The following is a 22,082-nucleotide window of genomic DNA, read 5'->3' as shown; positions in this document are numbered from 1 at the left end:
GCGGAGTGGGTCTAATTTCTTAACGGAGTTCACAGGGCTCATCGAAAAGTTATCTCAGTAGATTTAATGCAACTTGAGTGTTAAATTACTTGTAAAGAATTCTATGTAAAATAATAGTAAATGAATCAAGTTATCGGTTATATCCGGATAGCATCAAGCGGACCTAATAATACTTTTCAGAGAGAAGCCTTGAGTAAAGAGGGCTGTCATCAAATTTTTGAGGATGTGATTAGTAATAAAAGCGCTGCAAAAAGCCAGTTAGAATTATGTTTAGACGCCCTCAGTTCTGGAGACACTTTGGTGATTTGGAGGTTAGATTACCTAAGCAAAAGCCTCAGAGATTTGGTGAAACTGGTAGCTGTACTTAATGCTGCGAATATTAATTTGAAGAGTCTTCAAGAGAAGGTAACAATCTCCCCCGACTCTCGAAATTCCGTAATGCAGATATTTTCTGTTCTTGCGGAATTTGAGCAAAATTTAGTGAAAGAAAAAGCCCAGGCAGGACTAAAAGCAGCAAGGGCTAGGGGACGCCTCGGAGGCCGAAAATCCAAATTAGATCAAAAAGATATACTAGAAATTAGAAGTCTCCTTAAAGATCCAAACTTGTCGGTCGCTGACATCGCAAAGCAATTTGGAGTCTCCAGAACCACGATCTACAACAGAGTTGGAGTAGTTCAACCTGAACGAGAGAATTTTGAATCATGAGCGCCTACCAATTCGAAAGTTTATCTAACGCCTCAGAAGAACCATTAGCTAGATTCGATGCATGTAAAAATATGGCAAGGGGGTACGCAAACTCTTTCGTAGATGATGACCACAGGCTAGACGTAGCAAGAGCTTTTTGTGCTGTACTTGTGACTTCCTATTGGAATCGAATAAATACTAGACACAAGTCAAGCCTTAAGGTTTTTCCTGCGCCTCAAAGCGCAATGTGCGCTGAAATTACACACGATGCACAACAGGTCGCAAAGCAGACCGGAAATATTATTGCCCAATTTCCAGATATAGACTCAGGCTTTCTTATTGGTTCGATTTATACCGCTATGTTACCTGTGGCTTTTCGTTCAAAGTTGGGGGCTTATTATACCCCCCCTCCATTGGTCGAGCGCTTACTAGATTTATCCGAGGAAGCCGGTGTGAACTTTGGTAACGCATCAGTGATCGATCCTGCATGTGGAGGTGGCGCGTTCCTTGCGCCAGTTGCTATAAGAATGCTGAAAGAAATGGGAGGTGCAACCTCTGAATGGCAAATTCGCCAAATTATAAAGCGGCTTAAAGGTATTGAAATTGATCCATTCGCTGCCTGGATGACACATGTCCTTCTTGAGTCAGTTCTTATAAGTTTATGTATAGAATCAAATAAAAGACTACCAGCTGAAGTCATTACAGTAGGTGATACACTAAATTCCAATCTGAACAGAGAGTTTGACCTCGTTATTGGTAACCCTCCTTACGGAAAGGTAACCCTTAATTCAAAATTAAGAGAAAGCTACAAACGTTCACTGTTCGGACATGCAAACCTCTATGGATTGTTTACAGATATAGCTTTGAGAATTGCAAAAAAGCACGGCGTGATAGCGTATCTTACTCCCACCTCATTTTTAGGCGGGCAGTATTTTAAAGCTTTACGAGAGCTTCTTACCACTGAAGCGACTCCTCAGGCTTTCGATTTTATTTCCAATAGAGAAGGTGTATTTGAAGATGTTCTTCAAGAAACACTCCTTACTACATTTAAAAAAGACTCAAAAAGTCCTCCGTCAAAGGTATCCGTTCTGGTTCCACAAGGGCTCAACGAGGCTAAAGTAGAGCCTATTGGGAATGTAGACATCCCCCAAGGTGACGGTCCGTGGATAATACCGAGGGTTTCTCGAGATGCGGCTCTATTAAACCGCTTAAAGGAAATGCCAACGAGGCTTCCCGACCTTGGGTATATTGTTTCAACTGGTAAGTTAGTCTGGAACCGTCACAAGCAGCAGCTTAGGTCAGATAAAACAAAATTATCTACTCCTTTAATTTGGGCAGAATCTGTAACCAATAATGGCTTTAAGTTTTCGGCTGTCAAACGCAACCATGTCCCCTACATAGAGGTACTTCATAATCAACAACACTTAATAACCAAACAGTCTTGCATATTAGTACAAAGAACAACTTCAAAAGAGCAAACTCGTCGAGTACTTGGGGCTGTTATTCCACAAGAATTTATTGATCAGAATAATGGTGTTGTTATTGAGAACCACTTAAATATCGTTTTTTGCGATAAAATATCGAAGGTTGTATCGGAAGAAACAATCAATGCACTTTTAAACTCGGAGATATTTGATCGTATCTATCGCTGTATAAGTGGAAGCGTGGCTGTCTCAGCATACGAACTAATGTCTGTTCCGCTTCCAGACTGTGCAAGTATGGAAAAGCTGCAAAAGATCATTCAGAAAGGATCTGATAGACTCTCTGTCGAACAGTTTATATCTAAACTATATGGAGAGAGTAAGATTGAATTGGCCAAGAGTTCCGAGCCTGACAACAATATCTGACAGGCTTCCAAAGATATTCCCTGAAGGCACAGAAAATCGTAATTATGTCATCAGAGAAATGGCGGCTCGTACGATCTATGTAATGTTTTACGCTGGGGCTGTCGAAGGGCTAGAGCGATGGATTAGGCCCAGCCAAGTAACTGATATGTTTGATAGACAGGCTCAAAGACTCCACGTTAGTGAACGTGAATCATGGTCAAGCTACTCACTTTCTAGTAAAAAAGAGCGACCAGTAAACACGTGGTACGCTCCCAATTCTAGAGAGCCCGTAAGAGACGAAACTATCCGGTATGGTTTAATAGCGCTAGGAGCAGTGGTTGAGCGCCAAGGTCTGCCAGTTACCACTCCTAAACCCAAATACGCCTTAGCTGCTGACTTTTCTGCGCTATTTGATGAAAGCCTAAGTTCTGATGCGTTAGACGCCAATATCGCGGCTTGGCAAAAAGACCATTTAAACCCAGCGGCTCTGAGCAGAATTAGATTACTCAGTGCAGGAGCTGCGGCCATTAGCTCTGATGCTGTTAGCGCTAAGCTACCAAACAATAGCCTAATTACGCTTGAAGCAGGTCCATCAGGGGTTATAGGAAAGTCGGTTTTAGAAGATTTTGCTCCCAGATTTCTTAAAAACCCAGCAGTTCTCTGGCTTTCCCAGTCAGGAGAAAAGATCGGCATAGACTTAGCTTCCCAACTCAACCTACAAATTGACCCGTCTAAGACCTTACCTGACGTTATATTAGTGGACTTAGGAACTCAAGCTGACGGAAGCGATATGTTATTCGTTTTTATTGAGATTGTAGCGTCCGATGGACCTGTTAACTCAATTAGAAAAGAAAAATTAACTAACATTGCGATTGATGCTGGATTCAGCACTAAGCACCTTTCATTTGTAACAGCTTTTCAGGATCGTTCAGCTCCTGCTTTCAAAAAATCCATGTCAGAACTTGCCTGGGGAACTTATGTTTGGTTTTGCTCAGAGCCCGATAACATCATTGTTTTAAGAGATAATAGGCCAATTACAATATCTGCATTTCTATAAAATTTTTAGCTAGTAAATTGCACAAGGATCAAGGATGAAGCTAAATTGCATTAGAGTTTCAAATTTTCAAAGCTTTGGGCCTGAGCCAACGGAGCTCTCGTTTGATGACATCACTTATTTAATAGGACCCAATGGTTCTGGTAAAACAGCAGCGCTGCAAGCTTTGTGCAGAATGTTTGCATTTGATCCGAAGTTGCGACGTACTCACCAGTCAGACTTCCACGTCCCGCATGATGAAGCTGAGCCCCCCGAAGAGAGGATTATGTGGATCGAGGCAGATTTTTCATTCCCAGAGCTGGATAACGACGAAGATAACTCTACGATCGCCCCTCACTTTAGTCACATGCGACTTGACGAACCTGATGGAACTCCGAGAGTTCGATATCGACTGAGAGCCACTATGGGATTAGCAGGCGATATTGAAGAAGCTTTCGAATATGTCCTTGAAGTTAATGACGATAATTCACCTTTAAATCTTAAGACAGTTCCTAGATCTGAGAGAAACCATATACAGGTTCACTATTTGCCTGCCCAAAGGGACCCTACAGAACACATAGCTTTTGGAACTAATGCATTACTTGGCCGATTGTTGCGAGCAGTAAACTGGGAAGATGAGCGACAAACGGTTAAGGAGTTAACAGACCAAATTAGCGAAAGTTTGGCAGCCAACCCTTCTGTTAACGCTTTTAGCGAAAGTCTGCAAAGAAAGTGGGGAACCCTTCACAAAGGAATATACTTTACTGATCCAAAAATAACTTTTGTTGCTTCTGAAATTGAATCATTGCTTCGACACCTTTCAGTTTCATTTTCTCCAGGCCATGACGAAAACTTTGTTGACTTTACCCGTCTAAGCGACGGTCAAAAATCAATGCTTTATCTTTCTTTAGTATTGTCATCTCAAGAAATTGGAAGGGATGTTTTAGCCGGTAGAAACGACTCATTTGATCCAGAAAGGTTACGTCCTCCGGTTTTCACATTTATAGCTCTAGAAGAACCAGAAAACAGCCTATCACCATATTATTTGGGCAGAATAATAAACGCACTGAACTTAATTACGCGCAATGAAGATGCACAAGCCATGATAGCTACACATGCTCCATCGCTATTGCGACGCGTTGATCCAAGACATATTAGGTATTTGCGTCTTGATGATACTCGATGTTCTAAAATCAAAAAAATTAAGTTACCTAATGTGACAGACGAGGCCCATAAATTTGTTAGACAAGCTGTACAAGCCTTCCCAGAGATATACTTCTCTCGATTAGTTGTTCTCGGCGAAGGCGATAGCGAAGAAATAGTTTTACCACGGATACTCGAAGCGAAGGGTATGCCTATCGATGAATCTGCGATTACAATTGCACCTCTTGGAGGACGACATGTCAATCACTTTTGGCGGCTTCTTTCAGCTTTAGACATACCACATGTTACTTTGCTTGATCTGGATGTAGCACGCTATCAAGCAGGATGGGGCAGAATAAATTATGCAAACAACCAATTAAGAAAATTTTCTCCTCAGAATGTACTACCCGAAGATTATTTTATTCCCAAATGGAATTCCAAGGAGTGTATGGTAAGGGACTACCAGCACTATCTTCATGAACTTGAGAAACGAGGACTATACTTTTCGTCTCCGATGGACCTCGATTTCGCGATGGTGCTTAGCTATCCAGAAGCTTATGAAGCGCTAGAGGAAACCCCCGATGATTCTACAATTAAGGCTGTATTGGGTAAAAACCACTTCGAATCAAACCAATACTCGAAAGATGAGTTAAAACTCTTCGAGTCATATCACAAAATTTTCAAGCTTGGTAGTAAACCTGCGGCTCATATAAACGCTTTGGCAAAATTGACCGATGAAGATTTGCTAGAGACCATACCAGAGTCATTCGGAAGGCTTGCAGATTATATAATTGAGATGCTTTCGGAGATTCCAGAGTGATATCCACTGAACTCTGGCAGCCAGCAAATGGATTAGAGCTCGAACCCAATGCTTTACTAGCGGCTAAAGAGCAGCTTCGTTGCCTAGCTTTAACTGCTGGGCCTGGCGCGGGTAAAACAGAAATGCTAGCACAACGAGCAGATTTTTTGCTGCAAACTGGTACGTGTCGCTATCCGAAAAGAATTTTAGCAATATCCTTCAAAGTCGATGCAAGCAAAAATTTAAAGGAGCGTATTCAAAAGCGTTGCGGCTTTGAATTAGGCTCTCGCTTTGATAGTTATACATTTCATGCTTTTGCAAAGCGTATCATTGACAGATTCAGGGGAGTACTTACTGGCAATGATGCTCTTGATGCAGATTACAAGATTGGCGATAGAAAAATAACAAGAAGGCAAATTACATTTCAAGAACTCGTTCCTCTTGCAACTCAGATTCTGCGAACTTCCAATCTTGCCCGTAGCGCAGTTCGCCAAACATATACCGATGTTTTTTTAGATGAGTTCCAAGACTGTACAAACCAACAATACGAGCTCGTAAAAATAGTTTTTCAAAACACCGATATTCGTCTAACAGCGGTAGGTGATACTAAACAGAAAATAATGGGATGGGCTGGAGCACTAGATGGAATTTTCCAAACATTTGCTGACGACTTCTCAGCTATCCCCCTCAATATGTATCGCAATTTTCGTTCAAAACCGCGCTTGCTTAGATTGCAGAACGAAATAATTCGTGAGCTCGATCCTGATTCTGTAATGCAAGAAGACCAACTAACGGGAGAGGATGGGGAGGTTACAGTAAGCCATTTCAACAACGCTGAAGAAGAAGCCGAATATATTGCGGACACAATTTTAGACTGGATAGGACGTGAGGGAATTCCTCTTAACGAAATTGCCATCCTGGTCTCCAAACAATTAGAACTCTACGCAGCTCCTTTAATGTCTGCTTTTGAGATTAGGAGAATTCCTTATCGTAACGAACAACAAATGCAAGATATTACAGTAGAACCAGCTGCAAGACTAATCGTAGACTATTTATCGTGCTTGTATGGACAAAAAGAACCTGACGCATGGACTAGATTAATGGACCTGCTGATTCCAGTTTCTCAAGATGAAATCAACACTAAGAATAGACGAGGTATAAGACAGTTTTTTAAAGAACAAAGAGAAGCCATTACAGTCGCGAAGGAGTTAGGGGATCGATATTCAGAATGGTGGAGTTCCGTCAGGAGTTTCCTGAATTATGTCGGAACAAACACGCTTGTTACTCTATCTGCAGATTACGAATCTCAGGATAGATTACGCGATATCGTTGCTGAAACTAAATCTCGAATCGAGGGTCTTTTGGAAATAGAGCCTGATTTACTAACTGCATTAGCTCGCTTTTCTGATGAGCATGCGGTAAGAATATTAACTATACACAAAAGCAAAGGTTTAGAATTTCACTCAACTATAATAATGGCTATTGAAGAAGAGATATTTTTTGGAGATCAGATTGCAAATAGGTGCGCATTTTTTGTTGGTATTTCAAGGGCAAAACAAAGGCTAGTTCTTACAAGTGTAAACCATAGAGACAGACCAGAGGACTTCACAGGAAGATGGTCGGAAAAAAGAACACCCAAAAATGAATATATTGAATATGCGAACCAAGTACTAGACGGCTAACATATTTAAGCCCTAAACCACTTCGTTCAAATCCTGTAAAGCCATAAATCGGAACCCCGCAAGCGGGGCCCCCTTGCTTCGCAACCCTTCGGGCGATTTCTAGCTTGACTGGCTTTTCTCTGCGTAGTCTGTGTTGGCCATGAGGTATGGCGCGCCTTTAGGCGACAAGCGCCTAAAACTTACCAACCTCATAGCGAAAGGGGCTTTTATGAAATCTATGGACTTTATAAACAGGGCTAAAAAGTAGAATTTGCTAATATAGCAAGGTCAGCAAAACCTATTGAACGTACAACTCTAAAAAATGTTCGGGCTAGCGACCAGTGTTACCTGGTCAAAGCGGGCAGAAAGTTACAATTTTGGATTACTCTTGATGATTGCTTGCTGTCTGTGAATGTCTCTTTGCACTCACCATATTGTGTTTGTACTGATGCAAATAGTTAGTTATGTTTCCCATATCCCAACTCTCCCAGTTAGAAATTGAGCATTTTTTTAATTTTTTTCATAAATTTTTTCGATTTCTTTGTGGTGAGTACACTGGTGAGTAAAAGGGTTCAAAAACGGGTCATAAATACCCTGCAAGCCCTGTCATAGCTGGAATCTTGAAAATTAAAACGATAATCAGATCCAGAATATTGAATAGAATACAGGGCAGCGCAGCCTGCCCTGACTCAACCTTCGCGTTATAAGCGTTATCTTCCCCTACTGTCTTGCGACTGAAGCTATGCAAGCGAAAGAAAAAACTGCTCGAAGAGCTAAACGATAAAGTGATGGCCGGTCAGCTATCAATCGGTGAAACCATCAAAGCAATACGCATCAACCTGTATGGGATGACACAAACCCAGTATGCCGCCTTTATTAATATTTCTGACAAAACACTCCGTGATATCGAAAAAGGCCATATAGATCCCCGGCTTTCTATCCTTAACAAACTGCTAAAACCAGGTGGCTTTGAAATAGGTGTCAGGCTAGTACAGCGGCATCTGTAGTCACAAATAAGGCTCCGAAAGGGGCGTTTGCCATTTCTACCTGCCTGGATTCCCGTCAGTGTTGCAATTGTGTTGTCTGCCATGCCTAATAGCCTTTATATGTTTCATGTGAAACGCCAGGAACGCATTATGAAAACCCTGCTATCGACACTATTTCTTGTCATCAGCATGATAAGTACCTGTCAGGCCTCTGAAAAAGCAGTAAATGAGGTTCTCGACTCGGTTCATCACAGCGCTGCAAAGGCCAATGCTGAACATTATTTCTCACTGTTCAGCGCCGATGCTGTCTTTATCGGTACGGACGCCAGTGAAGTATGGACGGTAAGCGAATTTAAAGACTACGCCATGCCGCATTTTAATAAAGGGACAGGGTGGACGTATCACCCTTACAATCGGCATGTTTACTTTTCTGATGATGGAGACGTAGCGTGGTTTGATGAGCTGCTGCGCAATGACAAGTTAGGCATTACGCGTGGCACCGGCGTACTGGAGAAAAAGGAAGGCAACTGGAAGGTAATGCAGTATCACCTGGCTATTCCGGTTCCCAATGCCATAGCAGGGGATGTTGCGGATCAAATCAAGGCCATTGAAAAGGGTGGCCATTAGCCACCCATGATACTGGTTATACGTCGCCCTGACGAATAGGCTGGATCTCAAGCTCTACCCGACGGTTTTTCTGGCGATTACTGGCGCTGCTGTTTGATACTTTAGGCTCATATTCGCCCAGACCAACGGTAGTAACACGCTTGGCGTTAACGCCATAATTCGTTAATACCCCTTTTACGGCATTGGCACGGCGCTCAGACAGTGCCTGATTGTATTCAGCGGCACCCGTGTCGTCGGTGTGACCTTCAATCATCAGTACTGTTTTCTCGTAGTTGTTGATAACCGTTGCCACGTCGTTAAGCACTGGATTAAAATTGGGGCTGACAGATGCACTGTCTGTTGCAAAGGTAATATCACCCGGCATAACCAGACGCAAATTATCACCCTCACGTACCACATCAACGCCGGTATCAGATAACTCATCGCGCAGTTCTTTTTCCTGCTTATCCATGTAATTACCAATTGCGCCACCAGCAATGGCACCCACTACCGCGCCCCAGGCATACCGGCTTTTATCGTGATCGCCGGTGGCTTTACCCAGAATGGCACCGGCAACGGCGCCGATACCGGCCCCTTTTTGGGTGTTTGACATATTATTTGCACAGCCCGCTATTGCCAGCGATGCTGCGACAAGACCAACCGTAAGTGTTTTCTTCATAGCTTCCTCACGTTCTGATGGAATAGGTATTAAGGTTCAATAACGCAAATACTGTTCCAGTTTCCTGTCAGTCTTCTGGCAGCCACAGTTGCCGGGCCCTGTAATAAAGAAAGGCAAAAATAAGACACAATATAGTGAAGAAAAAACAGACATACCCGGTAAATTCTACCGGGCTAGCTGTTGCTATATGACGACATAGGAACAGGTGGCAGAATTCATACTGACATGGGTATTCGGTAACTACTGGGGGGCAACAGCGCGCTCAAAAAACCCATTCACGTCTATTCGGTAATCACTGCCAAGCGCAGCCTTTACCACTTTTAAACTGGCCTCGGCAGACAAATCACAATCTTTGGGTTCCAGAAAATGCTGATTTCTGACCGAGTAGAATATTTTCACCTTAGGCGCAAGCGGGGCATCGGTTTGCTCCATAACCATCGCCAGACGCTCGTTACTTAATAGTACCAGGCTTCCAATCGGGTACACGCCCATGCACTTAATAAACTGCTGCACCAGGTCTTTATCCAATTTATGCGGGCTGTCAGCCATCAAAATTGAAAACGCCTTCTGGCTGGGCATACCGGCTTTATACACCCTGTCAGCGGTAAGTGCATCGTAGACATCGGCAATGGCCAGCATTCGCCCTGTATGGCTGATATCATCGCCACTCACGCCGGCAGGATAGCCCAGGCCATCAAGCCGCTCGTGGTGTTCGCTCACGGTTCTGATTAACTCCTCGCTTATGCCAGTCTCTACCAGCACGTCAACACCTCGCTGCACGTGCTCTTTCATCACCGTCATTTCTGCATCGGTCAGACGGCCCGGCTTATGCAGGATCTCATCGGGTATCTGAATTTTACCGATATCGTGCAAAAAGCCTGCATAAGCAAGGTCTTCCACTTCTTTGGTACTCATGCCAAGATGCCGTCCAAAGTTCGCCAGCAAGATAGCCACATTCAGTGAATGCTCTAACAGGTAATCATCTTTTTCACGGATTTTGGTCAGGCATACCAGCGCATTGGGATTACGGTCAATAGATTCAACCAGACTGTGCGAGAAATCACGGGGGATTGCGTTATCGAACGGCAGGCCTTTTTTCACCGACTTCAATAACTGCTTTTGAATATTCTTACCTTTGGCATGCAGCTTTCTGGCACGGGCGAGTTCGTCTTCTATTGTGACATTAGCACTGCCGGGATCTTCTGATTCTTTCTCAGGCGCGACCGTCACGGCCACTGTTGAATCCTTTGGTACATCATCATCTTGCCGGGCTTCGTCAATCACCACTTCTTTAACGCCGCGCGCCTTTAGCTTAGCGACAATGGCATCACTGCTTACGCGCCCTCTGCTCTTAACCTTCAGCTTACCGCTGTGATCAAGAATTTCATGGACATACATGCCGGGCTTCAGGTCTTTTATTTTTATCGTTCTAAGCGATGATTCCGTCATTATCTGATTCACTCCTGTAACATAGTTAAACCTAACCAAAATAGCCGGTGCAGGCAAACTATTTAGAATTGCAGCCTGTGCAGCAATGTATAGCTGTCCGGTTGCCAGCCGAATTCGCTAAGCTTTACCCGGTAATTGCGCACCATCACCCCTTCTGCAATAAGCCGCTGACGCTGCTCCCCGGCTGCATCGCTACCGGCAGGAAAGGCAATTTTACCATCGGCTCTGAGCACCCGGTGCCAGGGGAGTGCTTCTGATCCCGCCTCTTTCAGACATCGCCCGACAAGCCTCGCTCGTCCCGGTAACCCTGCAAGATCAGCCAATTGGCCATAGCTGACCACTGTGCCTGCAGGCACCAGTTTAAGTGTTTGCTGAATTTGCGTATACGCGGGCAAGTTGGGCATACTCTTCCTTTTTATGTGAGGCCACACCATGCGTGCGTATTGCGACCGTTGTCAGTACCCGGCAAGTCAGTGTCTCTGTGCCGCTGTTACGCCGACCTGCTTGTCCGCGCCCGCCATTGTTCTTCAGCACCCAAAAGAACAAAAACATGCTAAGAATACCGCCCGGCTGGCGCAATTATGTTCACGCAAGGTTACCGTGATTAATACGTCAGATGCCGACGCAATGCAGAAACTTCGCATACACTGTGACGCCACGTCCAGCGCCCTGATTTATCCCGCCGAATACAGCCGGCCACTTGAAGACACAGCATTCAGTGAGATGCCGGTCAAACAATGGCTGTTTCTGGATGGCAGCTGGAAACAGGCTTATGCAATGTTGCATCAGCATCCTTTTTTGCAGGCGCTACCAGCGTATCACTTTGCCAGTCCGCCGGATTCAGCTTACCACATACGCCATACCCAAAAAATCAATAGCCTGTCGACACTTGAGGCCATAGCTTATTGCATGCATCAGGTTTATCAGGATGATGTGTCGCCGCTTTATTCACTTCAGAAAGTATTTGTAGAACGCTGGAGGGCGCCTGCGGCTCACAGGCGCTGACAATCATGTCGACATCAGTCGTTCGAAAAGGTTAACGATAAACAGAGACAAGGGTAGCCAGGTCAGGCTGAATAAAAACCCCAGGCGCTGGCGGGTTTGTACAAAATCTGTAGCCTGATCCCGAAGAAGAAACAGCGATTCCAGCCGGAAACTAAAATCCGGAATGGCATCACCTCTGGCCTGATCCCGGACCATATTCGTAACTTTGTGCTCAACATCCAGCCTGATACGCTGGCGCAGGTCCGAAATTCTGCGGTACGCCTGCCATACCGGAATAAATAAATATATCAGCAGTACACTGCCAGCCATACTGACGATGATCATATCCAGCATAGGAATCGGTTTATTGAACCAGAATACTGGCAGGATAGCGATAGCACCAAGTGCATAGCGGGCATTGGCGATCGCCATGTCGAAGACTGACTTATACGTATCCAGATCGGTGGGTTGTGATGCTGATTGATCAAAGGCAAGGGCAAAGATATAACGGGTATTGGTGCTGGTCTGCCACAGAAAGACGAGTAATAACAGCCAGAAAGGAATGGCTGTCAGGGTGATCATGTAGACACCGGGCTCATCGATGCGCGGCAGTAAACCCTGATCTACCAGATAAAGCGCCGGCATCAGCGGCGCGAGGCAGCAGCACAGACTTAATTGCCACTTAAATTTGCGACTCAGAGTCCAGCGATGACGGTTAAATTCACTCAGTTGATGGCGCTTGACTAGTATGGCTATCAGCGTGCTGGCCACGTTTTGATGGATGGCACGCAGCCCAGCCCAAAAAACGGCCGTCAACAGGCTAATTCCCAATGCTGTATTAAAATCGCGCTGGTGATCCGGTGAAATTACAGGCCAGTGCAGGGCGCCGGAAAGATAATGCCCTGTCATCGTGACGATGATGAAAAGCAAGGGAAACAGCCACACGTTTCGTGTTGACAGGCGGCTCTCATAGGAACGTATTGTCATTGATATTGTTTGTTATTAAACCTGTGACCGTAGGCTCCATGTACAGTCTGTCAGGCGTTATTTAGTTGCGGGCACCATCTTCGTTGCGTTACCCGTCGTTTTGTCATGTGCGAAGTTATCAGCCGGGTGAGATAATGCACCGCACTCTGGTGCTCTCTGCAAGCGACTCGGCACCTCTATTATGACATAAAAAAACCCGCTGAAGAGCGGGCTTTTGAACTATCAGACTCTTTAATTACGCAATTTCTTAATAAGTCGAAGCTGCGCGATTGCTTCGGCAAGCTCGTGGGCCGCCTCCGCATAATTAAAGTCCGCACCTGGGTTGGCGATGTGCTCTTCTGCACGTCGTTTGGCTTCTTCTGCCGCCTGTTCGTCAAGCTCTTCCGCGCGCACCGCGGTATCGGCCAGAACAGTCACGTTGCCAGGCTGAACTTCCAGGAAGCCACCGGCAACATAGATGACTTCTTCGTCACCGTGCTGTTTCACCAAACGCACCATTCCAGGTTTAATAGCAGAGATCAGAGGTGCGTGACCCGGATAGATACCCAGTTCACCTTCACTTCCGGTCACCTGAATGCGCTCAACACGGCCCGAGAAAATCTCTTCTTCCGCGCTTACCACATCCAGATGTACTGTCATTGCTGCCATAAGAACCTCCCAATTAGGTACGCAAGCAAGGGTAGTGGCTGGTGGCTAATCCACCAGCAGCACCGTCCTTAGCCTTTGTTGGCCTTTTCCGCTGCGTCTTCGATGGTACCGACCATGTAGAAGTGCTGCTCCTGCAGATCGTCGTACTCGCCATCAAGAATCGCTTTAAAGCCGCTGATAGTGTCTTTCAGAGGCACATATTTGCCTGGCGCACCGGTAAATACTTCGGCTACGAAGAACGGCTGAGACAGGAAGCGCTGGATCTTACGTGCACGGGCAACCGTTAGCTTGTCTTCTTCAGACAGCTCGTCCATACCCAGAATCGCAATGATATCTTTCAGCTCTTTATAACGCTGCAGTACGGTTTGTACGCCACGCGCTACATCGTAGTGCTCCTGACCAATCACCAGTGGATCCAGCTGACGTGATGTTGAATCCAGCGGGTCTACCGCAGGATAGATACCCAAAGAGGCGATATCACGTGACAGTACAACTGTTGCGTCCAGGTGGGCAAAGGTTGTGGCTGGCGACGGATCCGTCAAGTCATCGGCTGGTACGTATACCGCCTGAATTGACGTGATTGAACCTGTCTTGGTTGAGGTAATACGTTCCTGCAGTACACCCATCTCTTCAGCCAGGGTAGGCTGATAACCTACGGCAGATGGCATACGACCCAGCAGTGCCGATACTTCGGTACCTGCCAGCGTATAGCGATAGATGTTATCAACGAAGAACAGTACGTCACGACCTTCATCACGGAATTTCTCCGCCATGGTCAGACCAGTCAGTGCAACACGCAGGCGGTTACCCGGTGGCTCGTTCATTTGACCGTATACCAGCGATACTTTATCCAGTACGTTGGAGTCGTTCATTTCGTGATAGAAATCGTTACCTTCACGGGTACGCTCACCCACACCAGCGAATACAGAGAAACCACTGTGCTCGATGGCGATGTTACGGATAAGCTCCATCATGTTAACGGTTTTACCAACACCGGCACCACCGAACAGACCAACTTTACCACCTTTGGCGAACGGGCAAATCAGGTCGATAACCTTAATGCCGGTTTCCAGGATTTCCTGTGAGTTGGATTGCTCTTCGTAGCTAGGCGCTGCGCGGTGAATAGACATACGCTCTTCTTCACCGATCGGGCCTGCTTCGTCGATAGGGTTACCCAGCACGTCCATGATACGGCCCAGTGTTTGTGTACCGACCGGAACCATGATGGGCTCGCCTGAGTTCTCTACTGCCAGTCCGCGACGCAGACCGTCAGTGGTACCCATAGCAATGGCACGGATAACACCGCCACCAAGCTGTTGTTGCACTTCCAGGGTCAACCCGGATAAGTCACCTTCGGTAACTCGCAGTGCGTCGTAAACTTTTGGTACCGCATCCTGTGGAAACTCAATGTCCACAACGGCGCCAATGATTTGGACGACCTTACCTTGACTCATAATTTGTCCTCGTTATCTCTTTTAAACCTTTGCCTACACCGCTGATGCGCCACCAACAATCTCGCTGATTTCCTGCGTGATCGCGGCCTGACGCGCTTTGTTGTATACCAGTTGCAGGTCATCAATAAGGTTACCTGCGTTGTCGGTGGCTGCTTTCATGGCAACCATCCGTGCCGCCTGTTCTGACGCGGCATTTTCCACAACGCCCTGATACACCTGAGATTCAATGTAACGAACCATTAATGCTTCCAAAATGGCTTTTGGATCCGGCTCGTAGATGTAATCCCAGCGATGGTGATAATCTTCATTTTCAGATTTGGGCAAAGGCAATAACTGGTTGCTCACCGGCTCTTGTGACATGGTATTGATAAAGTCGTTGTAAACCAGGAAAACCCGGTCCAGCTTGCCTTCATCATAAGCTCGCAGCATGGTGCGAACAACGCCCACCACATCGCTTACCGATGGTTTGTCTCCTAACCCGGACTCTGCCGCCAGTAACTGGCCGCCGAACCGATTGAAGAACGAACACGCTTTTGCACCTAACGCTGCAAAATCAACTTCAACGTCCTGATCACGCCACTTCTTCACTTCCTGCGTAACCATTTTGAATTCGTTGGTGTTCAAACCACCACATAAGCCCCGGTCAGTGGAAATCACAATATAACCAACACGCTTAACCTCACGCTCTTCCAGATAAGGATGGCGGTATTCGAGGTTACCGTTGGCAATGTGACCAATCACTTTAAGCATATTTTGTGCGTATGGACGGCCTGTGGCCATGCGCTGCTGCGCCTTTTTCATTTTAGACGCCGCAACCATTTCCATCGCGCTGGTAATCTTTTGAGTATTTTTAATACTCCCAATCTTACCTTTTATTTCTTTACCGCTGGCCATGACTATCTCTCCAATTACTTAACGTTGATGCCGGCAGTGTCTTACGACAATGCCGGCCCGCCGATTACCACGTTTGCGTTTCTTTAAACTTGGTTAAAGCGTCGCTCAGTTTAGAGGCAATCTCGTCGTTGTAATTTCCAGATTCGTTGATAGTCTTCATCAGCTCAGCGTGTTCGCTGTTCATGTAAGAGTGCAGGGCTGCTTCAAAATCCAGGATCTTGTTCAGCTCAACATCTTTTAAGAAGCCTTTTTCAACGGCGAACAGTGACACACCCATGTCTGCAATCGACAGTGGCGTATACTGCTTCTGCTTCATCAGTTCGGTAACGCGCTCACCGTGCTCAAGCTGTTCACGGGTTGCTTCATCAAGGTCAGACGCGAACTGCGAGAACGCAGCAAGTTCACGATACTGAGCCAGGGCCAGACGGATACCGCCACCCAGCTTCTTGATGATTTTGGTCTGTGCCGAACCACCAACACGCGATACCGAGACACCGGCGTTTACGGCCGGACGGATACCTGCGTTGAACAGGTCAGTTTCTAAGAAGATCTGACCGTCAGTGATTGAGATAACGTTGGTCGGTACGAATGCCGATACGTCACCCGCCTGGGTTTCAATGATTGGCAGTGCCGTCAGTGAACCGGTCTGGCCTTTCACATCACCGTTAGTGAACTTTTCAACGTAATCTGCGTTAACCCGTGCAGCACGCTCAAGCAGACGTGAGTGAAGGTAGAAAACATCACCTGGGTAAGCTTCACGGCCTGGCGGACGACGCAGCAGCAGTGAAATCTGACGATAGGCAACGGCCTGCTTAGACAGATCATCATAAACGATCAGGGCATCTTCACCGCGGTCACGGAAGAATTCACCCATCGTACAACCCGAGTAGGCAGACAGATACTGCAATGCCGCAGACTCAGAGGCAGACGCCGCAACGATGATAGTGTGTTCCATCGCGCCATGTTCTTCCAGCTTGCGTACCACGTTAGAGATGGTCGAGGCTTTCTGACCAATCGCTACGTACACACATTTAATGCCGGTGCCTTTCTGGTTGATGATGGCATCGACGGCCATCGCGGTTTTACCCGTCTGGCGGTCACCGATGACCAGCTCACGCTGACCACGACCAATTGGGATCATGGCGTCAACCGACTTGTAACCGGTTTGTACCGGCTGGTCGACTGACTGACGTTCGATTACGCCTGGTGCAATTTTCTCTACCGGCTCATAGCTGTCGGCATCGATTGCGCCTTTACCGTCGATCGGCTCACCCAGCGTGTTTACAACACGGCCAAGCAGGGCACGACCTACCGGTACTTCCAGAATACGCCCGGTAGACTGGACTTTTACACCTTCCTGCAGGTCCGCATAAGGACCCATTACAACCGCACCGACTGAGTCTCGCTCAAGGTTCAGTGCCATTGCATAACGACCACCAGGAAGCTCAATCATCTCACCTTGCATTACATCGGCCAGGCCGTGAATACGAATAATACCGTCGGTTACTGCGACGATGGTGCCTTCATTGCGTGCTTCACTGGCTACATTGAACTTCTCAATTCTTTTCTTGATCAGTTCTGCAATTTCAGTGGAATTAAGTTGCATGCTCTTATCCCCGTTATGCTTGCAACGCGTCTGACAGACGGTTCAATTTCGATTTGACGGAACCATCAATTACGGTGTCACCGGCTTTTACAACCAGTCCCGCGATCAGGTCAGGATCCACGTTACAATTAAGCTTCACTTTACGTGCCAAACGTTCTTCCAGTGATTTACTCAGTTCTTGTTGCTGAGTGTCACTGAGCTCTGCCGCCGAAGTCACATCGACTTCAACTTCTTTGTCGTATTCTGCTTTGTAAGCATCGAATAGCACGACAATGTCGGGCAGGGCAGCCAAACGTTTATTTTCCGCCAGTACCTTAATCAGGTTCTGGCCATTTTCATCGAGCTCTTCACCGCAGATATTCATGAAGATTTCTGCAAGCTGTTCAGATGCCATGGCACCGGTTAACAACGCATGCATTTCTTCATTCTGGGCAACAGCGCCGGCAAATGTCAGCATTTGCTGCCATTGGTCGACGGCCTTGTGCTCGACGGCAAAATCGAAAGCCGCTTTAGCATAGGGACGAGCAACGGTTGTCAATTCAGACATGGCTCATCTCCCTCGTTAAAGCTCAGCGACAAGTTTTTCAACAATGTCGTTATGGGCTTGTGCATCGATTTCACGTTGAAGAATCTGCTGTGCACCAGTCACTGCCAGTACGGCAACCTGTTGACGCAGTTCTTCTTTGGCACGATTGCGTTCAGCTTCAATTTCGGCATAACCGGACGCGACAATCTTCTCGCGTTCGTCACGGCCTTTCTGCGTTTCTTCATCAACAAGTTGATTAGCACGCTTTTTGGCCTGCTCGACAATTTCAGCTGCTTGCGCTTTCGCATCTTTCAGTTGCTCAGTTGCTTTCTCCTGAGCAAGTTCTAAGTCTTTCTCTGCCCGTTCAGAAGCTTCAAGACCATCGGCAATCTTCTTCTGACGTTCTTCAATCGCTGCGATCAGCGGTGGCCATACATATTTCATGCAGAACACCACGAACACAGCGAAGGCGATTAATTGACCAATAAAAGTGGCGTTAAAATTCACAATCGCCCCTCCTCTAATAGTTCGCTAATAATTTGGGTATGAAAGTTAAGCACCAACAGCGAACAACAGGTAAAGAGCGATACCAACACCGATCATCGCGATGGCGTCGATAAGACCCGCTACGATGAACATTTTAACTTGCAGTTGAGGGGCCAGTTCTGGTTGACGAGCAGCAGATTCCAGGAATTTACCACCCAGCAGACCGAAACCAATAGCGGTACCCAGGGCACCCAGACCAATCAGTAGTGCAGCAGCGATGTATAACATTTACGTCTCCGATTTAAGTTATTTAAAGTTAAAGTTAAAAGCGTTACTCATTGTGACAGTGCGACATCAACACCAGGCGCTGTAGCCGCACAGCCGTTACTTCTTAATGGTCTTCGCTCGCCAGACTCAGATACACGATGGTCAGCATCATGAATATGAAGGCCTGTAGCGGCAATACCAGAATATGGAACACTGCCCACATGAAATGCAGCGGCAGCTGGAAGTAGCCAATGGTGGCTATCAGAATAAAGATAAGCTCACTGGCGTACAGGTTACCGAACAAACGCAGCGCCAGTGATAAAGGACGCGCCAGCAGGGTAACGGTTTCCAGAATGAAGTTCACCGGAATAAAGGCCCAGTGATTGAAAGGCTGCATGGTCAGCTCTTTGGCAAAGCCACCAATGCCTTTCATTTTCAGTGAATAGTAGATGATCAGCACGAACACACCGAACGCCAGCGCAAAGGTCAGGTTCAAGTCAGTCGTAGGGACGGCTTTCATGTAAACGTCATGCGGATCCATGCCAAATCCAGCGGCGCCAATTTGCCCCGCAATCCATGGCAGCAGATCAACCGGGACCAAGTCCATCAGGTTCATCAGCAGCACCCAGACGAAAATGGTCAGAGCCAGCGGCGCAATCAGAGCGCTTTTGCCGTGATAAGTGCTTTTTACGTTATCGTCAACGAACTCTACGATAAGCTCAATGAAGGCCTGCATTTTGCCCGGCACGCCAGTGGTTGCTTTCTTACCGACGCTGCGAAACAGCCATAAAAAGAAAATACCAAGAACAATTGACCAGCCTAACGTATCAACATGCCATTGCCAGAAACCGGCATCAGAACAGGCCTTGTTAAAAGCAATTCCGTTTTCGGTTGAGCACATGGTGGCATTGGTCAAGTGGTGCTTGATATATCCTGTAGTCGTGTATTCAGATGCCATTTTTTAACCCAAGTTGCAAAGTATAAATTCTGTTCAGTGTCCGGCGCGCCTGTCGCGGCGTATACGCATTGGTTATGCTGTTATCGTTTTTTATGTACCATGCCGGAACATAGCAAGCACGTGGCTTACTGCTGTGATCGCGTACCCGAGCAATACGAAAAGCGGGTGAGCCTGTAAGCCCGCAAACGCAACCACAAATAATATGATTGTCAGGGCCATTTTCAGCTTGGCCCCCTGGCCAAAACTCTGATTGACCTGTTTTAGCTGCGTTGCGCCAGCGTAGCGAAACGCGAATACTGCAAATAGCGCTGACGGCAGAAGACTTATCAGCGTTCCCGACGCTATTGAGATGACTGCCTCGGCTGAACCAAAAAATGCCGATAAAACAATCAGAAAAAACGCAGTGACGCTTTGAAAAAGAAGGCCTTTTTTTGCCAGCTCTCTGCCGGGCGCTGTCAGTCTGTTTGTGTTACTGCGCTGCAATGTCATCTCGTCTTGCAAAAAGCGTCAGAAGTATACTGTTTTACCGATTATTTTCAACAACCCAGCGCTTTTTGAAAGTTATCCTGAAAATTTACCTGTTCAATAACCAATACGGCGAACAAGTGTACCTGAAAAACCCCGCGCTGTAACCCACCGCAGTACAGTGTAATTGCGTCGCACGAGGAAAATTTAACTTATTGAAATTTAGAGATAATTCCGTCTAGCTGATCCAAGTCATTAAAGTTAATGACCATTTTCCCTTTGCCTTTCGCATTGTGCGCAATATTGACCTCTGCACCGAGGTTCTCAGACAGGCGTTCGATGAGCTGTTTTACGTCAGGATCAATCGGTTTTTCGGGTTTAGGCTTAGCCGGTTCCAGTAGTTTCTTCACCAGTTTTTCTGTATCCCGCACAGTCAGACCTTTGCCGGATACAGTTTGTGCAGCGTCAGACTGAGCATCGCCTTCCAGTGACAGTAATGCGCGGGCATGACCCATCTCGATATCACCGTGCTCGACCAGCAACTTAACATCATCGTTGAGATTATTCAGACGCAGAAGGTTAGTCACCGTGGTACGCGACTTACCGACGGCTTCGGCGACCTGGGCATGGGTGAGAGAAAATTCGTTCATCAGCCGGTCTAACGCCATAGCTTCTTCCATGGCATTAAGGTCCTCACGCTGAATGTTTTCAATCAGCGCGATGGCCACGGCCGCTTCATCCGGTACGTTTTTAACCAGACACGGCACCTCATCGAGTTGCGCAAGTTGCGCGGCGCGCCAGCGACGCTCCCCGGCAATGATTTCAAAACGGTGATTGTCGACCTGTCGAACCACAATAGGCTGAATAACACCCTGAGAACGGATGGATGATGCCAGCTCTTCCAGCGCTTCGGGTGACATATCTTTACGCGGCTGGTATTTGCCCGGCACCAGATGTTCAATAGGCAGTGTACTCAGTTCACTGTGCGTGGCCGAGGTTTCCGGCTGAGCATTAGATGATGACTGACTGGTTGCAAGCAGCGCATCCAGGCCGCGCCCTAATCCGCGTTTTTTCGCTGACATAGTTTCCTCTATGGCATTAACGTTATCGTTGCCGACGACGATGATTTCTTGTGATTAACTGGCTTTAGCCGGGGCAGGTGAGACTTTATCCCGTCGCCGTAATATTTCACCGGCCAGCGACAGATACGCCTTCGCGCCCGTTGACGATTTATCGTAATACATGGCGGGCGCGCCAAAACTAGGGGCTTCTGCCAGCCGTACATTACGGGGAATGACCGTGCGGTAAACCTGCTCACCAAAGTGACGTTTAAGTTGCTCCGACACATCATTCGCCAGACGGTTGCGCGGATCATACATGGTTCGCAGCACACCTTCTATCTTAAGCTGCGGATTCACTACTGAGGCCAGTTTGCCAATCGTATCCATCAACGCTGTCAGGCCTTCCAGTGCGTAATATTCACACTGCATCGGCACCATTACCGAGTCGGCAGCCGCCAGTGCATTCACCGTTAACTGATTCAGTGATGGCGGACAGTCTATAAACACAAAGTCATAATCGTTCATCACAGGGTTAAGGGCATTGCGTAGCCGCACTTCACGGGCAAACATTTCCATCAGTTTGATTTCAGCGGCGGTAACATCGCCGTTGGCAGGGATGAGATCATACTTTCCTGTTGTTGAAGGAATAATGACCTTATCAGCAGCGGCTTCCTCAATCAGCAGTTCATACGCGGTGGCCTCGACATCATACTTGTCAACACCACTACCCATGGTGGCATTGCCCTGAGGATCGAGGTCGATCAGCAATACTTTTCGTTTTGTTGCAGCCATGGATGCCGCTACGTTCACCGCCGTTGTGGTTTTACCCACACCGCCTTTCTGATTCGCAATTGCGATTACCTTTGCCACCCTGAATCCC

The 22,082-nt window shown here is 46.9% G+C and carries 23 protein-coding genes; 8 read left to right on the top strand and 15 right to left on the bottom strand.

The annotated features are described in order from the left end of the window. Positions 1–120 precede the first annotated feature (120 nt). From IE054_RS16880 to IE054_RS16850, 7 genes are all read left to right on the top strand, one after another. Entirely contained in the window at positions 121–705 is a 585-nt protein-coding gene (locus IE054_RS16880) for a recombinase family protein (protein ID WP_189408369.1), read from the top strand. After that, entirely contained in the window at positions 702–2,531 is a 1,830-nt protein-coding gene (locus tag IE054_RS16875) for an HsdM family class I SAM-dependent methyltransferase (protein WP_189408367.1), read from the top strand. Before IE054_RS16880 ends, IE054_RS16875 begins: the two co-directional genes overlap by 4 nt. Then, the gene (locus tag IE054_RS16870) at positions 2,491–3,567 is read left to right on the top strand and encodes a BsuBI/PstI family type II restriction endonuclease (protein WP_189408366.1); all 1,077 of its coding nucleotides are present in this window, start codon (positions 2,491–2,493) and stop codon (positions 3,565–3,567) included. Before IE054_RS16875 ends, IE054_RS16870 begins: the two co-directional genes overlap by 41 nt. Before the next feature lie 34 nt (positions 3,568–3,601). Further along, a complete protein-coding gene (locus IE054_RS16865; RefSeq protein ID WP_189408364.1) occupies positions 3,602–5,506 on the top strand; it encodes an ATP-dependent nuclease in 1,905 nt (634 codons plus the stop codon). After that, entirely contained in the window at positions 5,503–7,167 is a 1,665-nt protein-coding gene (locus IE054_RS16860; protein WP_189408363.1) for a UvrD-helicase domain-containing protein, read from the top strand. Before IE054_RS16865 ends, IE054_RS16860 begins: the two co-directional genes overlap by 4 nt. 767 nt (positions 7,168–7,934) lie before the next feature. Then, positions 7,935–8,153, top strand: a complete 219-nt coding sequence (locus IE054_RS16855) for a helix-turn-helix transcriptional regulator (protein WP_189408361.1) — start codon at positions 7,935–7,937, stop codon at positions 8,151–8,153. Between the two features lie 129 nt (positions 8,154–8,282). After that, positions 8,283–8,759: a nuclear transport factor 2 family protein gene (locus IE054_RS16850; RefSeq protein WP_189408359.1), complete on the top strand. Its 477-nt coding sequence runs from the start codon at positions 8,283–8,285 to the stop codon at positions 8,757–8,759. Between the two features lie 16 nt (positions 8,760–8,775). On the opposite strand, the gene IE054_RS16845 is transcribed toward IE054_RS16850, so the two are convergent. From IE054_RS16845 to IE054_RS16835, 3 genes are all read right to left on the bottom strand, one after another. After that, the gene (locus IE054_RS16845) at positions 8,776–9,417 is read right to left on the bottom strand and encodes a YiaD family glycine zipper/OmpA-like lipoprotein (RefSeq protein WP_189408358.1); all 642 of its coding nucleotides are present in this window, start codon (positions 9,415–9,417) and stop codon (positions 8,776–8,778) included. A 240-nt stretch (positions 9,418–9,657) separates the two neighbouring features. Next, a complete protein-coding gene (locus IE054_RS16840; RefSeq protein WP_189408356.1) occupies positions 9,658–10,866 on the bottom strand; it encodes an HD-GYP domain-containing protein in 1,209 nt (402 codons plus the stop codon). 62 nt (positions 10,867–10,928) lie between these two features. Next, the gene (locus tag IE054_RS16835; protein WP_189408354.1) at positions 10,929–11,270 is read right to left on the bottom strand and encodes an MGMT family protein; all 342 of its coding nucleotides are present in this window, start codon (positions 11,268–11,270) and stop codon (positions 10,929–10,931) included. Between the two features lie 28 nt (positions 11,271–11,298). Between IE054_RS16835 and IE054_RS16830 the strand changes: the two genes are divergently transcribed. Further along, entirely contained in the window at positions 11,299–11,871 is a 573-nt protein-coding gene (locus tag IE054_RS16830) for a tRNA-uridine aminocarboxypropyltransferase (protein ID WP_189408353.1), read from the top strand. A 3-nt stretch (positions 11,872–11,874) separates the two neighbouring features. On the opposite strand, the gene IE054_RS16825 is transcribed toward IE054_RS16830, so the two are convergent. The 12 genes from IE054_RS16825 to IE054_RS16770 all read right to left on the bottom strand — a co-directional run bounded on the left by IE054_RS16825 (position 11,875) and on the right by IE054_RS16770 (position 22,072). Then, positions 11,875–12,837, bottom strand: a complete 963-nt coding sequence (locus tag IE054_RS16825) for a hypothetical protein (RefSeq protein ID WP_189408352.1) — start codon at positions 12,835–12,837, stop codon at positions 11,875–11,877. 231 nt (positions 12,838–13,068) lie between these two features. Next, positions 13,069–13,485 (bottom strand): F0F1 ATP synthase subunit epsilon, encoded by a 417-nt coding sequence (locus tag IE054_RS16820; protein WP_189408350.1) that lies wholly within the window; start codon positions 13,483–13,485, stop codon positions 13,069–13,071. A gap of 68 nt (positions 13,486–13,553) precedes the next feature. Continuing rightward, positions 13,554–14,939 (bottom strand): F0F1 ATP synthase subunit beta, encoded by a 1,386-nt coding sequence (atpD, locus tag IE054_RS16815; protein WP_189408348.1) that lies wholly within the window; start codon positions 14,937–14,939, stop codon positions 13,554–13,556. 33 nt (positions 14,940–14,972) lie between these two features. Beyond that, positions 14,973–15,833, bottom strand: a complete 861-nt coding sequence (atpG, locus tag IE054_RS16810) for a F0F1 ATP synthase subunit gamma (protein WP_189408347.1) — start codon at positions 15,831–15,833, stop codon at positions 14,973–14,975. 64 nt (positions 15,834–15,897) lie between these two features. Continuing rightward, on the bottom strand, positions 15,898–17,439 hold the full coding sequence (gene atpA, locus IE054_RS16805) for a F0F1 ATP synthase subunit alpha (protein ID WP_189408346.1): 1,542 nt from the start codon (positions 17,437–17,439) through the stop codon (positions 15,898–15,900). Positions 17,440–17,452: 13 nt separating this feature from the next. Continuing rightward, on the bottom strand, positions 17,453–17,986 hold the full coding sequence (gene atpH, locus IE054_RS16800) for a F0F1 ATP synthase subunit delta (protein ID WP_189408344.1): 534 nt from the start codon (positions 17,984–17,986) through the stop codon (positions 17,453–17,455). A gap of 15 nt (positions 17,987–18,001) precedes the next feature. Further along, a complete protein-coding gene (atpF, locus tag IE054_RS16795; protein WP_189408343.1) occupies positions 18,002–18,472 on the bottom strand; it encodes a F0F1 ATP synthase subunit B in 471 nt (156 codons plus the stop codon). A gap of 45 nt (positions 18,473–18,517) precedes the next feature. Next, a complete protein-coding gene (gene atpE / locus IE054_RS16790; RefSeq protein ID WP_032095247.1) occupies positions 18,518–18,739 on the bottom strand; it encodes a F0F1 ATP synthase subunit C in 222 nt (73 codons plus the stop codon). Between the two features lie 103 nt (positions 18,740–18,842). After that, entirely contained in the window at positions 18,843–19,676 is an 834-nt protein-coding gene (gene atpB, locus IE054_RS16785) for a F0F1 ATP synthase subunit A (RefSeq protein WP_189408341.1), read from the bottom strand. 90 nt (positions 19,677–19,766) lie between these two features. Continuing rightward, positions 19,767–20,165, bottom strand: coding sequence for an ATP synthase subunit I (locus tag IE054_RS16780; RefSeq protein WP_189408339.1), 399 nt, complete (start codon positions 20,163–20,165; stop codon positions 19,767–19,769). A 188-nt stretch (positions 20,166–20,353) separates the two neighbouring features. Next, a complete protein-coding gene (locus IE054_RS16775) occupies positions 20,354–21,223 on the bottom strand; it encodes a ParB/RepB/Spo0J family partition protein (protein WP_189408337.1) in 870 nt (289 codons plus the stop codon). A 54-nt stretch (positions 21,224–21,277) separates the two neighbouring features. Next, positions 21,278–22,072 (bottom strand): ParA family protein, encoded by a 795-nt coding sequence (locus tag IE054_RS16770; protein WP_189408335.1) that lies wholly within the window; start codon positions 22,070–22,072, stop codon positions 21,278–21,280. Between the last annotated feature and the right edge of the window lie 10 nt (positions 22,073–22,082).

The sequence above is a fragment of the Alteromonas halophila genome, assembly GCF_014651815.1.
Taxonomy (GTDB): Bacteria; Pseudomonadota; Gammaproteobacteria; order Enterobacterales; family Alteromonadaceae; genus Alteromonas; species Alteromonas halophila.
This window is presented reverse-complemented; position numbering and strand designations above follow the sequence as displayed.